At 59.9% G+C, this 14,704-nt stretch carries 9 protein-coding genes; 4 read left to right on the plus strand and 5 right to left on the minus strand.

Features of this window, described 5'->3' with window-relative positions:
- The first annotated feature begins 2 nt into the window (after nucleotides 1-2).
- Together QUE75_RS01255 and QUE75_RS01260 are read left to right on the plus strand one after the other, a co-directional pair.
- A complete protein-coding gene (locus tag QUE75_RS01255; protein ID WP_061331210.1) occupies nucleotides 3-1,724 on the plus strand; it encodes a SulP family inorganic anion transporter in 1,722 nt (573 codons plus the stop codon).
- A gap of 87 nt (nucleotides 1,725-1,811) precedes the next feature.
- Entirely contained in the window at nucleotides 1,812-2,471 is a 660-nt protein-coding gene (locus QUE75_RS01260; protein WP_061331209.1) for an energy-coupling factor ABC transporter permease, read from the plus strand.
- 7 nt (nucleotides 2,472-2,478) lie between these two features.
- Here QUE75_RS01260 and QUE75_RS01265 read toward each other — a convergent pair whose 3' ends face one another.
- From QUE75_RS01265 to gdhA, 5 genes are all read right to left on the minus strand, one after another.
- On the minus strand, nucleotides 2,479-4,608 hold the full coding sequence (locus QUE75_RS01265; protein ID WP_286253118.1) for a putative bifunctional diguanylate cyclase/phosphodiesterase: 2,130 nt from the start codon (nucleotides 4,606-4,608) through the stop codon (nucleotides 2,479-2,481).
- A 198-nt stretch (nucleotides 4,609-4,806) separates the two neighbouring features.
- Complete coding sequence (locus QUE75_RS01270; RefSeq protein WP_061331207.1) at nucleotides 4,807-5,337, minus strand: response regulator transcription factor; 531 nt, start codon at nucleotides 5,335-5,337, stop codon at nucleotides 4,807-4,809.
- Nucleotides 5,334-6,605, minus strand: a complete 1,272-nt coding sequence (locus QUE75_RS01275; RefSeq protein ID WP_286253120.1) for a sensor histidine kinase — start codon at nucleotides 6,603-6,605, stop codon at nucleotides 5,334-5,336. Before QUE75_RS01275 ends, QUE75_RS01270 begins: the two co-directional genes overlap by 4 nt.
- Nucleotides 6,606-6,668: 63 nt before the next feature.
- Entirely contained in the window at nucleotides 6,669-9,245 is a 2,577-nt protein-coding gene (locus QUE75_RS01280) for a PEP/pyruvate-binding domain-containing protein (protein WP_286253122.1), read from the minus strand.
- Between the two features lie 7 nt (nucleotides 9,246-9,252).
- Complete coding sequence (gene gdhA, locus QUE75_RS01285) at nucleotides 9,253-10,602, minus strand: NADP-specific glutamate dehydrogenase (protein ID WP_061331205.1); 1,350 nt, start codon at nucleotides 10,600-10,602, stop codon at nucleotides 9,253-9,255.
- A gap of 251 nt (nucleotides 10,603-10,853) precedes the next feature.
- Between gdhA and QUE75_RS01290 the strand changes: the two genes are divergently transcribed.
- Both QUE75_RS01290 and QUE75_RS01295 read left to right on the plus strand, forming a co-directional pair.
- The gene (locus QUE75_RS01290; RefSeq protein ID WP_286253125.1) at nucleotides 10,854-12,878 is read left to right on the plus strand and encodes a TonB-dependent receptor domain-containing protein; all 2,025 of its coding nucleotides are present in this window, start codon (nucleotides 10,854-10,856) and stop codon (nucleotides 12,876-12,878) included.
- A 178-nt stretch (nucleotides 12,879-13,056) separates the two neighbouring features.
- A complete protein-coding gene (locus QUE75_RS01295; protein ID WP_286253127.1) occupies nucleotides 13,057-14,670 on the plus strand; it encodes a BCCT family transporter in 1,614 nt (537 codons plus the stop codon).
- The last annotated feature ends 34 nt before the right edge of the window (nucleotides 14,671-14,704 follow it).

Raw genomic sequence — 14,704 nt, forward strand, 5'->3', positions numbered from 1 at the left:
GCATGAACCTCAAACATTACCTGCCTGTTCTGCAATGGGCGCCAAAGTACAGTCGTGATCAGGCGACCAGTGATCTGGTCGCGGCGGTGATTGTGACCGTCATGCTGATTCCCCAGTCGCTGGCTTACGCTTTGCTGGCGGGGTTGCCGGCGCAGGTCGGGCTGTACGCCAGTATTCTGCCGCTGGTGGTGTATGCGGTGTTCGGCACCAGCAGGACCTTGTCGGTGGGCCCGGTGGCGGTGGTCTCGTTGATGACGGCGGCGGCCCTGGCGCCGCTGGCGGACATGGGAACACCGGAGTACATTGCCGGTGCCGTATTGATTGCGGTGATGTCCGGCCTGATGCTGACGGTGATGGGCATCCTGCGGCTTGGCTTCCTGGCGAATTTCCTCAGCCATCCGGTCATCTCCGGTTTTATTACGGCCTCGGGTATCGTGATTGCGGCGAGTCAGCTCAAACACGTGTTTGGAATCCAGGCCTCGGGCCATAACCTGTGGGAAATTGCGGGCTCCTTGCTGGCATCCCTGCCGGAAACCAACATACCTACCTTGCTGGTGGGGGTTGGCGCGCTGGCATTCCTGCTGTGGTCCCGAGAATTTCTGAAGCCATTGCTGGTCCGGCTGGGCCTGGCCAACAGAAGCGCAGATATCATCACCAAAACCGCTCCGATTCTGGCGGTGGTGGTGACCACGCTGATTGCCTGGTGGCTGAATCTGGACGAAAAAGGCGTTCGCCTGGTGGGCGAGGTTCCGGCAGGATTGCCCTCATTTACCATGCCCACACTGGATATGGCGATCTGGTCGCAGTTGGCGGTCAGTGCCCTGCTGATCAGTGTGGTTGGGTTTGTGGAATCGGTGTCGGTGGGCCAGACCCTGGCGGCGAAACGGCGCCAGAGAATCGATCCGGATCAGGAGTTGATCGGCCTGGGCACTGCGAACCTGGGCTCCGGGCTCTCCGGTGGGATGCCGGTGACCGGAGGCTTTTCCCGTTCGGTGGTGAACTTTGATGCCGGCGCGGAAACTCCGGCGGCCGGTGCTTATACGGCGGTCGGCATTGCCCTGGCCACGTTGTTCCTGACCCCGGCCATCGCCTGGCTGCCCCAGGCCACGTTGGCGGCCACGATCATCGTGGCGGTTGCCACGCTGATCGACCTGCCAGCGCTGGGCCGCACCTTCCGGTATTCACGGACGGATTTCGGCGCCATGCTGGCAACCATTGTGCTGACTCTGGTTCACAGCGTTGAGGCGGGAATCATTGCCGGTGTTGCCCTGTCGATCGGTCTGTTTCTGTACCGCACCAGCCGACCCCACAGTGCCGTGGTGGGCCGGGTGCCGGGCACCGAACACTTCCGGAACATTCTGCGCCACGACGTGGAACTGTGCCCGAAAGTGACCTTCCTGCGGGTGGATGAAAGCCTCTACTTTGCCAATGCCCGCTTTCTTGAAGAGCGAGTGATGGATCTGGTCACCCGGGAACCGGAGCTGACCGACCTGGTGCTGGTCTGCCCGGCGGTGAACCTGGTGGATGCGTCGGCCCTGGAGAGCCTGGAAGCCATCAATGAGCGGCTGACCGATGCCGGGGTGCGGTTGCACCTGTCGGAGGTGAAAGGCCCGGTGATGGACCGGCTGAAGGGTACCGAGCTTATCCGGCACCTCGGTGGTAACGTCTATCTGAGCACTTACGAGGCCTGGCAGTCCCTGACCGGGCGTACTGCCCTGGAGTGACCGGGGTCAAGTGATCCCATTGACCGGCCGGGGGGTATCAGTAAACACTGCCCCGCGCATCCGATGCTTTGGTAACCGGTGACTTTGATGGGAATGACAGAAAATCTGCTTTCAACCAGCCAGTGGTTGCTGACCGCGTCGATTTTTGTGCTGGTGTTGCTGGCAGCTTTGCGCTCAGTGGATTGGCAGGCGCTGAGGAAAGATAACGCCACCCAGCACTCGCTGTTTGGTGCGGCGGTGGTGTTGGGCTTTGTCTGGCAGTTACGGGCGGGCATCTCGCCCGGGCTGGCCATCCACATTTTTGGCATCACCGTGATTACCCTGATGCTTGGCTGGGCGTTGGCCGTTATCAGCGGTCTGTTAGCGCTGGTGATCACCGTTATTACCGGCCGCGAGCCTCTGGTGATGTTTGCCGCCAACGGCCTGGTGACGGTGATGGTGCCGGCTCTGGTTACCCACGCCATCATGCTGTGGGAGCGGCGCAGGGATTTCCGCAACTTCTTTGCCTACATTTTCTTTTGCGGTTTTTTTGGTGCCGGGCTGTCGGTGGCCGCAGCCGGTGTTCTGATGTGTCTGATGCTGTGGTCCAGCGGCGTTTATACCTTCGAGACCCTGGTGCACGAATACCTGCGCTACCTGCCACTGTTCATGATTCCGGAAGGCTTTGTGAACGGCGTTTTTGTGACCGGCCTGATGGTGTTTCACCCAGACCGGCTCAGCACCCTGGATCAGCGACGATACCGGTAACGCCCGGTCAGATGCCTCCGCCCTGGACGGAGGTTTGTTCATGTTTGCCCAGGCTGTGATGTCGGCTCACCTGATCGCGCCACTGTGCCAGCCAGGGCAGCAAGGCCTTCGCTTGCATTGGGCGGGCGATGCCATAACCCTGAATCAGATTGCACCCCATGTCCCTCAGGGCGCGAGCATGTTCCATGGTTTCCACGCCTTCAGCAAGAACCGGGTGGTCGAAGCGTTGCGCAAGGAAAATCACGCTCTCCACAATCGCGCGGTCACTGGCATCGGTGAGCATGTTGCGGACGAAACTTTGGTCGATCTTGATCACATCCACCGGCAGGGTGCGCAGGTAAGTTAATGACGAGAAACCGGTGCCGAAGTCGTCCAGTGCCACCTGTAACCCCAGGGACTGGCAGCGAGCCAACACATTGCTCGCGCGCTTGGTGTCTTCCAGCGCGGTGGATTCCAGAACCTCCAGGGTGATTTGCCCGGGGCGCACATCCGGATGGCTGTGCAAGTAGCTTTCCAGGTAATCGGCAAAACTGCGGTCCATCAGGTGAGGTGCGCTGATGTTGATGCTGACGGCGAGCGATTCGTCCGCCTCATGCCACAGATTCATCTGATGGATGGCTTCCTTGAGTACCCACTGGCCCAGCGGAATCTCCAGATGGCTGTTGGCGACAGCTGGCAAGAACTCACCGGGGCCAAGCAGTCCTTTGTCCGGATGATTCCAGCGAATCAGCGCCTCAAACCCAATGACCTCGCTATCGTCCAGGCGTAACTGGGGCTGGAAGTAGAGTTCGAATTCTTCGTTCTCCAGCGCGCGGGATATTTCCATCAACTGGTTCCGGCGCTGCCGGCGATGGGCGTCCAGGCCGGGGTCGAAAATGTGGAACTGATTCCGGCCCTTCTCTTTGGCGGCATACATGGCCTGGTCGGCATGGCGAATCAGGCCCTCTGCATCGGTGTCGTCCTCCGGATACAGGGTGACGCCCAGGCTGGCGGTCAGGTTGACCGTCTGGTCACCAATCTGCAGGGGCTCGCTGACATTGGCGAGTATTCGCGAATACACCGCCTCGGGGCTGTCGCTTTGCAGTAACAGTACGAATTCATCACCCCCGATGCGGGCGATGGTATCGCCACTGCGTAGGGCGCGGGTCAGGCGCTCGGCGGTCGCTCGCAGCGCCAGGTCGCCGATGCCATGGCCCAGCTGGTCGTTAATGGCTTTAAAGCCATCCAGGTCCAGGTAGCAGATGGACAGCACCCGCTTCTGACGATCCGCGTGGGTGCGGGCCGAGCGAAGACGCTCTTCCAGCAGTTGCCGGTTGGGCAGCCCGGTCAGCTCGTCATAGTTGGCGGCGCGGTCCAGTTCCCTGGCATGATTTTTCAGAGCAGTGATATCTGAGAACGCGGCCACATGGTAGAAACGCCCCGGCTCTTCAAGGTGAACGCGGCTGATCGACAGCAGCTCTGCATATTCTTCCCCGCTTTTCCGGCGGTTCCAGATTTCGCCTCGCCAGTGATCGGTCTTCTCAATCGACGTCCACATGGACTGGTAGTATTCGCGGGAGTGGCGACCGGAGCTGAGGATGGAAGGATTCAATCCAAGTACTTCCGGGCGACTGTATCCGGTGATGCGGGAGAAAGCCGGGTTGACGTCGATAATCCGATTGAAGTGATCAGTAATGACAATGGCTTCGTGGCTGCGATCAAACACGCTGGCGGCGATGCGCAGGCCGCGTTCACTATTCTTCCGGTCGGAGATATTGGTCTGAATGACTACGAAGCCGGGCTCGACACCCTCGCTTTCGCCAACAGGCATACAGTAGGTGTGTACCCAGTAGGGCGTGCCATCCGCCGAATAATTGAGAACGTCTTCCTCGAACACTTCGCCACGGAACAGGTGTTGGCGAATACGGCGGACGGTCTCGGTGTCGGTGTCCGGCCCGTAGAGGAGTTCGCCGGGGTTCTTTCCAACTATGGTGTCGAGGTGAAAGCCGGTATGACGTTCGAAAGCCGCATTCACCCATTCGATGCGACCACCAGCATCCAGAATGAGCACCAGATTGCGGGTGGCAGAGGCCACCAGTGCCAGGCGCTTGGGGTCAAACTCCGGTGACGTATTGTTGGAATCAGGGGCATTCGACATGTGTCGGGTGTTCCGGGTAACGGTGGCTTGGGTGTTTCTCTCCTCCCTGTGAGAGGGTGTGTCCGTTTATTGCAATCTCACAACGGGGCACGATGCTAGACTATCTGGCCCGTTAAGACATTCGACCAAAGCGGTGTCTGGTTGATTGATATCAATTTCCGGGGAGATTCTTCGGGCACACCCGGCGGCAACCGTTCATTAGCGCCAGCGAGAGTGCTTTTGCAGTTTGCGTTGCAGGGTCCGCCGATGCATGTTCAGGGCCCGGGCGGTGGCGGAAATGTTGCCATCGTGTTCGTTCAGCACGCGCTGGATGTGTTCCCATTCCATTTCTTCCACAGACGGCGGTTCGGGCCTCAGGTCCGGTGGTGCGTCCAGCGGTTCAAAGCCATTCATCAACTGGTTCACGGTAACCGGCTTGCACAGGTAGTTGGCGGCGCCGCGGCGCATGGCTTCCACCGCCGTGGCAATACTGCCGTAACCAGTCAGCACCAGTACGTCCAGATCTGGCTTCTGCTCGAGAAGTTCCGGCAACAGTTGCAGGCCACTTTCCCCGGCCAGGTTGAGATCAAGAACACACCGGTTCACCGGCCTGGCACGGATGGCCTCCAGAGCGCTGTCAGCATCGCTGGCGCAGAGTGTTTCGATGCCCTGGCGAGACAGGGATCGGGCCAGCACCTGGAGAAACGCCTGGTCATCGTCGACCAGCAGCCAGAGTTCCTGAGTCGTCATGGTTGTATCTCCCCGCCTTGGGGCTGGGAAACCGGTAAATCGATGACCATGGTGGTGCCTGTTTCACTGGCCTTGGCCCGGAGATTGCCGCCAAGCCTCTGGATCGTGGCATTGGAAAGGAACAACCCGACCCCAAGACCATGGTGGGAGTCGACAATGTCCTCACCCGGCGTGCCCTGCAGAGCCGTTTCCAGGCCGTCACCCTGGTCCTCGACAACCACCTCCACCCGACCGGATTCCGACAACTGACTTCTGACGGCGACCCAGGACGGGCTCGCTGTCAGGGCATTTGCCAGCAGGTTGAGCACCGCCTGGTCCAGAGTGGCATCCACGGCCACCGAGACGTCGGGGTGGGCGCCTGGCCATTGAACCGGCCCTGATGGCCATAACAGCGTGGCCGACTCCCTCAGCCTGGCGAGCCAGTCTTTGACCGTCAGTATTTCCAGTTGCGCTGTGCGGGCTTCAATCGCCGCCTTGGTTAGTTGCTGCAAATGCTGGCTGCACAGGTTCAACTGCTGACCCATCAGGTCAAGATCTTCCGTCAGAGCCACGGAGGCCTGGCCTTCGGTGTGGGAACGGATTTCGTCCAGTAACAGGGTCATGGTATTCAGCGGGGTACCTAGCCGGTGGGCAACGGCGGCCGACGACAGGCCCAGCGCGATGATCTGTTCATCCCGCAAACGGTTTTCCCGGAATTGCGAAAGCTGGGACTGTTGCAGCCTTAGCCTGCGGGATAGGGTGCCAACCACCAGTAGCAGAATGGCGGCGGTCAGGGCAAAGGTCACCCACATGCCCACCAGATGCAGCCTGGCCAGGTCTGCCGAGTGGTGATCATGCATAACCGGGGTGTGCCAGAGCACCAGCGCTGTATACACCGCAACGCCGGTGACGGTAAGGACAATGCTCTGGCGGCTGGGGACCAGAATGATGGCGACGGCAATGGGCAGCAGCAGCAAGGACACCAGGGGGTTGGTGTAGCCGCCGGTGAAATACAGCCACCAGCCGATCAGGAACAGATCTGTGGCCAGGGTCAGGCTGACCGGTGCGAACGTTTCGGGGGGCCTACGGCTGAACCACAGCCAGGCCAGCGTGGCCAGAACGGCATAAAGCAGGCTGAGGATCAGGGCCTCGGCCCGGTGGGCCAGTGTTACGGTGGTTTCGGCAACAGCGATCGCGACCAGTTGCGTGGCAATAATGGCCAGCCGCATACCCAGAAGATAACGGGCAGCCTGACGAAAACCGGTTTGAGAGTGTGTGAGCCATTCCATAGACGGCATTCTAGCAGCATGCCATCGGCCATGGTGGTGAAAACGGCGTTTGTTTGCGACGGGTCAATCGGTGAAATAACAGACCAGTTGCTGGCGCACCACATCACCGGTCAGTTGCAGGTGTTGCGCCTGCAGATCATGCACCTGAACCGCACGGTTGACCGCAGATTCGGTGCTGGTGGGCGTCGGGGCCCCGGGCAGGCGTTCAGGGTGATATCGGCAATGCTGGATGTCGGGAAACAGCGCCGCGTAGGCGATGCCGGTTTCCACCAGGTCCTGGAAAAAGTGAGAACCGTAGGACAGGTCTGGCACCATCTCGCCGGCCTTTTCTGAGACCTCGACCAAGGCGGCGACCCCGGCAATGTCCGCAAAGCGAACCGGAACGCCAAGATCCGGGCTGCTGGTGCCCCAGCGGCCCGGGCCGATCAGCAGGGTGGGCACACCGGATGCGCGGACAGCTTCGCCGACACGGCGGGCAACGTCATAGCGCTGGCTGGTGGACAGCCCGGCGTAGACCGACGCGTCGACCCGGATCACCCGTTCGATGGCCAGGTTGATATTGCCGCCCATGAAGTGGCCCTGGGTACTGAACAGTAGCTTACGCTCAGGCAAGTCGCCGGGCAGAGCCACCGGCCCGGTCTCGCCGATGGTCGCCAGCGGGCGGCATTGCACCAAGTTGAAGGCGGGGTTGCCCTGTTGGTCCAGGTGCAGGGTGAATTCCACATCCACCGGGTGCCGGTAGCCCGCTTCCAGGGTTTGCAGCAGATGCGACAGCCGGCTGATAAACGGAGTGCGCTGCACCAAAGGGCGGAAGGTCAGCCGCCACACCGGGCCTTGCAAGCCAATCTGCTCGGCCCGGGTACTGGCCGCCCGATCCACCTCGGCCAGGTGATCCATGGGCAGATCGTTGGTGGTTTCCAGCAACTGGCTCAGGGGGCGGGTGTCGAGCTTTCCATCCTGTAGGTCCAGCAAATCCACCAGGTGCTGGGAATACCGGTAGCTTTCGTCCTGGTTGCGGAACGGCTGGCGCATGGGGTGGTCCAGCGCCATCACGCAGGCGTGATCGCCTTCAATGCGATCAACCGCCCGGGTGCCCAGGCCCATCACCAGCCGGACCATCCCCGCTTCCGGGTCCATACTGCTGTCCCAGGCAAAGGTATTGCGGGATACCCCGACCCCGGCCGCATCGGGCAGGTAATAGCGACCATGAAACCGCCCGTTGACCCGCTGGATCAGCAGCGCCATGGGCTCTTCCCGCTGGTCCAGGCCCCGCTGTTTGCGGTACACCAGGGCATCTTCACTCATGGATGATGCGTACACCTGGCGGATTGCGTCTTCCAGTGCCGACAGCCGTTGTTCCGGTGCCCCCTGGTTGACCAGGAACACACTGTCGTATTTGCCCGCAAAAGCATTGCCAAAGCCGTCTTCCTGCAGGCTCGACGAGCGCACCAGGATAGGGTACTGGCCGTAATGGTCCAGCAGTCGCTCCAGCTCGGCCTGTATCTCGTGGGGAAACTTGCCGGCCAGGATCGCGGCTCTGAGCGCGGGCGCCTCACTCAGGTAACCCTCCCCGGAGCGTTGCCGCATGATCGCCGGCCAGAGCCCGTTATGGACCAGGAAAGCGTAATAGGCGTCGGTGCCCAGATAACTGGAATCGTGGGGCTCCAGCTGGCTTTGCCATGGCTCGGTGGCATCTTTTAACAGAATGTTGCGAGCAATCAGCATGCCGGTGGCCTTGCCGCCGATATAGCCGCTGCCGACCAGGCGGCTGCGAATGCCCAGCAGGTCCTCCAGCGACAGGTAACGCCGTGCCAGTTCCAGTATCCGGGAATCGCGGCTGATCATTACCTGCAGTACTTGCTCCTGCAGGTCGTCGATGCAGTTGGTGTCCTGGTCGGACAAAGCCCGGCTGGCTTCCTGGAACAATCGGTCCCAATAGTCCAGCAGGGGCTGGCGGTGCAGGTGTTCAAGCTCCAGGCTGGCTTGCAGTCGGGTGGCATCACTGCTGTCGGTTATGGGTTGAAACTGTCCATCATGCTCCCGGTGCGGCAGGAACATGGTGGGCGATTGCCGCCGCCAGGCCTTGATCGGATGAATCTGCACGTCATCGCCGTGGCGATGCACATCAATCATCACCTGGGTGGTCTGGCGAATCCGGTCCAGGGTCATCCGGGAGTGTCTTTCCGGGTGCAGGGCAAACCAGGCCACGGTGTCCAGTTCAAACAGAAACGGGCACACCACCCGGAAGAAATTACCGACCATGGCATCGGTTGCCCAGGCGTTGAGCAGCTCGCTCAGGCTGTCGCAGACATAAAAGGCGCCACGGCCATGCTGTTCGATCAGGTGCCAGACTCGACTGGTAAAGCTTTCAAAGCCACCGAGGGCATCGATGGTGATGGTTCGAACCGACGGGTGGTCCCGGATAATCGGGGCATGGTCACCAAAGCGAAGGTAGATAATCTGCCGGCCGGCGTCAGAAGCGGCGTCTACGAAGGGAAGAACAAATCGGCGATAGTCGTCCAGGTCGGAAACCCGCCAGACCACGTTATCGCCGATTCGAAGGCCATCCAGAACCTCATCCAGCCCACTCAGGCCGGTGGAAACCCGGTCATCAGGCTGGAGAGGTTCGTTGCTGATCATGGCCGGATCAGATAACACCCATGGCGTTCATCGCCTTGGCAACGCGCAGGAAGCCATTGATATTGGCGCCCAGCACGTAGTTGCCCTCGGCACCGAACTCGGCGGCGGTCTCGTAGCAGTTCTTGTGGATATCGATCATGATCTCCTCAAGGCGCTTCTGGGTGTAATCGAAGGTCCAGGAGTCGCGGCTGGCGTTCTGCTGCATTTCCAGGGCGGACGTGGCAACACCGCCGGCGTTGGCGGCCTTGCCAGGGCCATAGGCAATCTTGGCATCCTGGAACACGATAATACCTTCAGGCGTGGTCGGCATATTGGCGCCTTCGGCCACGGCAACACAGCCGTTTTCGACCAGCATCTTGGCGTCTTTGCCGTTCAGCTCGTTCTGGGTTGCGCAGGGCAGCGCCACATCGCAAGGCACGCTCCAGATGTTGCCGTCTTCCACATACTTGGCGTCTTTGTGGTATTCAGTGTAGGCGCTGATCCGGCGACGCTCCACTTCCTTGATGCGCTTCAGGGTCTGCAGGTCGATGCCCTTCTCATGGACAATCATGCCCTGGGAATCGGAGCAGGCAATGACCTTGGCGCCCAGCTCGTGGGCTTTCTCGATGGCGTAAATGGCCACGTTGCCGGAACCGGAAACCACCACGGTTTTGCCTTCCAGTGAGTCACCACGGGCTTTCAGCATTTCGTGGGTGAAGAACACCGTGCCGTAACCGGTGGCTTCAGTACGGGCGCGGCTGCCGCCCCAGTCCAGGCCCTTGCCGGTAAACACGCCGGACTCGTAACGGTTGGTGATGCGCTTGTACTGGCCGAACAGGTAACCGATTTCACGACCACCTACGCCGATATCGCCGGCAGGTACGTCGGTGTACTCGCCCAGGTGGCGGTACAGCTCGGTCATCATGCTCTGGCAGAAACGCATGATCTCGTCGTCGGACTTGCCCTTGGGGTCAAAGTCACTGCCGCCTTTACCGCCGCCAATGGGCAGGCCGGTCAGGGCGTTCTTGAAAATCTGTTCAAAGCCCAGGAACTTGATGATGCCGAGGTAAACGGACGGGTGGAAGCGCATGCCACCTTTATAGGGCCCCAGGGCGCTGTTGAATTCGACGCGGAAGGCGCGGTTGATATGAATTTCGCCGCTGTCGTCCTGCCAGGGCACACGGAAGATGATCTGGCGCTCGGGCTCACAGATACGCTGGATGATCTTCTTGTCGGCAAACTCCGGGTACTTCACCAGAACCGGCCCGAGGGTTTCCAGAACTTCGTGAACCGCCTGGTGGAATTCACTCTCACCCGGGTTGCGGTGCAGCACGTCCTGGAAAATCGGTTCGAGTTTTTCGTCGAGTTTAACTGTCATGGCAAGGCCCTCGGAATACGCGTATTGAAAACCGCAAAAATGCGGATGCCCAAAAAAAGGGCAGTGATTGCACCACATTGGCGCGTTAGTTGGCAAGTCGGTCGCGCAAAATTTATTCACCCTTTGCCTTCCGGGATACCTCCTTCGGGGTGCGGCATTGTGTCTCAAGCCAGCAATGCCCTCGCCCTTTAAAATTGCCAAAAATCACCATTCCCCCCGTTTGAAATGCGCTGTTAAAAGGAACGCCCTGCATGCTCAAGAAACGTCTGGCTCGCAGTATCAGCCTGGTGTTGGCTGGCTTTACCCTCACTCCCGCCGTTCACGCCCAGATGGAAGGAGAAGATTCGTTGCTGATACGGGTGACGGAGGGGCAATCTGCGGAGGCGGCAAGGCTTTCGGCTGCCGCCGTGCAGTCGGAGCCGGCACAGCGGTTGTCGGGCAGCGCGTCGGTGTCTCTGTCTCGAATGGGGGGGCGGGGGCTTGACCCGGTGATTCGAGGTCAGAACGAGGAACGGGTAGACGTGCTGCTGGATGGCATGCGGGTTGAAGGTGCCTGCCCAAGCCGGATGGACCCGCCCACCAGTCGATTGAGTACCTCGCTGGCACCGGTGCTGGAAGTGCGCACCAGTAATCGCACCCTGCGTTGGGGGCCGATTGCCGGGGGGCAGGTAGTGGCGACCACGGCGGCTCCGGAATTCGCGGATGACAACCTGACCACCGGGCACCTGACTCTGGGTGGTGCAGACAATGGCGATGGCAAGTTAATGAATGGCAGTGTAGCTGTTGGCAGTAAAGCCTCCTACCTGCGGATGGCCGCCGGCTATGACGAAGCCAACGATTATGAGGACGGCGACGGCAACAAGGTTCGCAGTTCCTATGAGAACACTGAGGGCCGGGTGGATGCTGCCTGGACCGCAGACAACGGCTTTTATATCAAAGGCCTGGTCAGCCGGCAGGAAGAGCGGGATGTGAAGTTCCCGGGCCGTGGCATGGATGCGCCAAAAACCGATACTGACCTCTATCGGATGGAAATCGGCGCACCGGTGGCCGAGGGTGGCTGGAGCCTGATGGCCTGGCAGGCAGACGTGGACCATGTGATGGATAACTTCAGCCTGCGGGAGTCTGCCATGAAAATGCAGACCGACTCGCAAACCCGCACCCAGGGTGCCCGCCTGGTGCTGGATCAGACCATCAACTTTACCAAAGACATCGCCATTGGTTTGGACGTGGAACGTAATGAGTGGGATGCCACCATGTACAACGGCATGAATCTGGACAACCCGGCGTCGTTGATGTGGCCGGGTGTGGAGCGGGACCGTGTTGGTGTCTTCGTGGAGGCATTTCACCGGATTCGGGTCAATACCCGCCTGGGTGCCGGTATCCGCTATGACCGGGTTGAAATGGATGCCACCCGCGCCGGAGACAGCTTCCGGATGATGCCCGGGGCGCCCATGACCATGACCCCGGCGATGCTGTATATGAGCGCCTATGGAGTCACGGACACCAAGGCCGACGATAACAATGTCAGCGGCTTTATCACCGGCGAGTGGCGTTTGTCTCCGGCCAACACTCTGGAAGCCACCGCTTCCCACAGTGTTCGTTCCCCCAGCGTGAACGAGCGCTACGTTGCCCAGAGAATGATGCGAGGCTCCTGGATTGGTAATCCGGATCTGGAAACCGAAAAGCACAACAAGCTGGAAGTGAGCCTGTCTGGCCGTGATGGCAACTGGAGCTGGCGCCCGGCGGTCTGGGTAGACCAGGTGGAAGATTATGTTTATCGATTTGATACCCGCAATCCCGATGGCACGGTGGATACCCGGTACGCCAATATAGATGCCCGACTGCTGGGTGTGGAAGCCCTGGTTGGCTGGAACAACGGGTCCTGGAATGCCAGTAGCAAACTGGCCTCCGTTCGCGGTGAGAACCGGGATGCCGACAAGGCATTGCCTCGCATTCCGCCAGTTCAGTTTATCCAAACTCTCGGGTGGCAGCATCAGGGCCATACCATCGAAGCGGAATGGCAACTGGCGCGCCGGCAGGACCGGGTAGATCTGGAGTCCGGCCTGGACCCAAGCACCTCTCCGGGCTATGGCGTTTTTAATCTCTCTGGCACCCATCCATTGATGGCGAACCTGAGCTTCACTTGGGCGCTGGATAATCTGTTTGATAACACCTGGGCGTATCACGTGAGTAAGGACAACCTGGCAGACAGCGGTGTGTTCAGGGTTAATGAACCTGGTCGTACCGTACGCGCCGCGCTGACCGCGCGTTGGTGACATCGATTATGGCGGTTGCCCGCTTCTCATAGCCGGCGGGTGATCTTGTGCCCCGGGCAGACAGCCAGTCTGCCCGGGGCTTTTTTTGAGGAGGTGGTCCGGGATTCGGAATGGCTGGACGAATGTGGCTAGAATGAAAGCGTTTTCGTTTTAAAGTCATCGGATTATCAGGTTTGTTATGAGTCATCGACCCGGCTGGGTGTTCTACTGTTCTTTCGTGCTGCTGGTTTTATTTGTGGTGGCCGGGGGCCTGATGCCCGCCGAGTTGTCACGCTATGCCAATGAGGCACTGGATTTCACCACCCTGCATTTTGGCTGGCTGTATCTGTTTGCCACTTCTGGATTTCTGGTGTTCTGCATTGCCGTTGCTGCCGGTAATTACGGCAAGATTCGCCTGGGTGCCGATGGTGAGGCACCGGAGTTTTCCTATCTGACCTGGCTGGGCATGATCTTTTCCGCCGGTATGGGTGTTGGCCTGGTGTTCTGGGCCGTGGCCGAGCCCATGAGCCATTATGTGGCGCCCCCGTTTGACTCGGCTGAGCCCCGTGGCCCACAGGCCGCGAGCATGGCGATGCGGTATTCCTTGTTTCACTGGGGCTTTCACCAGTGGGCCAACTTTGCCCTGGTGGGTCTGGCCATTGCCTATGTGCGCTTCCGCCTTCAACGCCCCGGTTTGATCAGTGAAGCCTTCCGCTCCACTCTGGGTAACCGGGTGGACTCGGGCATCGGACATTCCATCAATATCCTCGCCGTTGTCTCCACCGTGTTCGGGGTGGCGACCACCCTAGGCCTGGGCGTCATCCAGATCAACAGTGGTTTGGGTGCTGTGGCCGGTACCGCGTTCGGCGTCACCCAACAACTGTTCATTCTGGCCGGCGTTGCGGTTGTGTTCCTGCTGTGTTCCCTGGCGCCACTGGAGAGCGGGATCCGCTATGTGAGTGACGCCAACATGCTGCTGGCGGCGGGGTTGCTGGTGTTCGTGTTCTTTATGGGCCCTACCGACTTCATCACCGCCGCCATGACCAATGCCATTGGTGACTATTTCGCCAATATGGTCGGCATGAGCCTGGTGATGACGCCCTACACCGGCGATGACTGGGTGGAGCGATGGACCATCTTCTACTGGGCCTGGGGGCTGTCCTGGGCACCCTTTGTCGGTAGTTTTATTGCCCGGATCTCCCGGGGCCGAACCATCCGGGAGTTTGTGTTCGGGGTGATTGGCATGCCGGTGTTGCTCAGTATTGTCTGGTTCTCCACCTTTGGCGGCTCCGCGTTGTATTTCGAACTGTTTGAGGGGGCCGCCCTGGGTGACGCCGTGCTGGCGGAGATGAGCTCGGCCCTGTTCGCCACCCTGAACTACCTGCCGGGCACTACCATTATTGGCGGCCTGATGCTGGTGCTGATCGTGCTGTTCGTTATTACTTCCGCCAACTCGGCTACCTTTGTGCTGGGTATGTTTACCAGTAAAGGGGTTCTGAACCCGAAACGCTGGTCCCGTTTGACCTGGGGCATAGTGCAGGTGTCGGTGGCCGGGGTACTGTTGCTCAGTGGCGGACTGGAAGCGCTCCAGACCATTTCAATACTGGCTGCCTTCCCGTTCATGGTGTTGATGATTTTTATGGCTGTTGCCCTGTTGAAATCACTGCGAAACGAGCAGCGGCAGATCGAGTTGCACGAGGCCATGACCAGAGAGCGCTTGCTGCGCCTGCTGGCAGAAAACGATCACCTTGGTGATGAGCGGGCTGGCTCTGAACCCGGGTTGAAGCCCGAGGAGCCCGGGAAAAACGAATGATCATCCGTTGAATGGTACCGGATGGATTTTCTGG

The organism is Marinobacter shengliensis, from assembly GCF_030297115.1.
GTDB lineage: Bacteria > Pseudomonadota > Gammaproteobacteria > Pseudomonadales > Oleiphilaceae > Marinobacter > Marinobacter shengliensis.

Excerpts from the sequence above, each read along its gene's own strand:
- QUE75_RS01255 (WP_061331210.1), top strand. The coding sequence starts at position 3 with ATGAACCTCAAACATTACCTGCCTGTTCTGCAATGGGCGCCAAAGTAC.
- QUE75_RS01260 (WP_061331209.1), top strand. The coding sequence starts at position 1,812 with ATGGGAATGACAGAAAATCTGCTTTCAACCAGCCAGTGGTTGCTGACC.
- QUE75_RS01265 (WP_286253118.1), bottom strand. The coding sequence starts at position 4,608 with ATGTCGAATGCCCCTGATTCCAACAATACGTCACCGGAGTTTGACCCC.
- QUE75_RS01270 (WP_061331207.1), bottom strand. The coding sequence starts at position 5,337 with ATGACGACTCAGGAACTCTGGCTGCTGGTCGACGATGACCAGGCGTTT.
- QUE75_RS01275 (WP_286253120.1), bottom strand. The coding sequence starts at position 6,605 with ATGGAATGGCTCACACACTCTCAAACCGGTTTTCGTCAGGCTGCCCGT.
- QUE75_RS01280 (WP_286253122.1), bottom strand. The coding sequence starts at position 9,245 with ATGATCAGCAACGAACCTCTCCAGCCTGATGACCGGGTTTCCACCGGC.
- gdhA (WP_061331205.1), bottom strand. The coding sequence starts at position 10,602 with ATGACAGTTAAACTCGACGAAAAACTCGAACCGATTTTCCAGGACGTG.
- QUE75_RS01290 (WP_286253125.1), top strand. The coding sequence starts at position 10,854 with ATGCTCAAGAAACGTCTGGCTCGCAGTATCAGCCTGGTGTTGGCTGGC.
- QUE75_RS01295 (WP_286253127.1), top strand. The coding sequence starts at position 13,057 with ATGAGTCATCGACCCGGCTGGGTGTTCTACTGTTCTTTCGTGCTGCTG.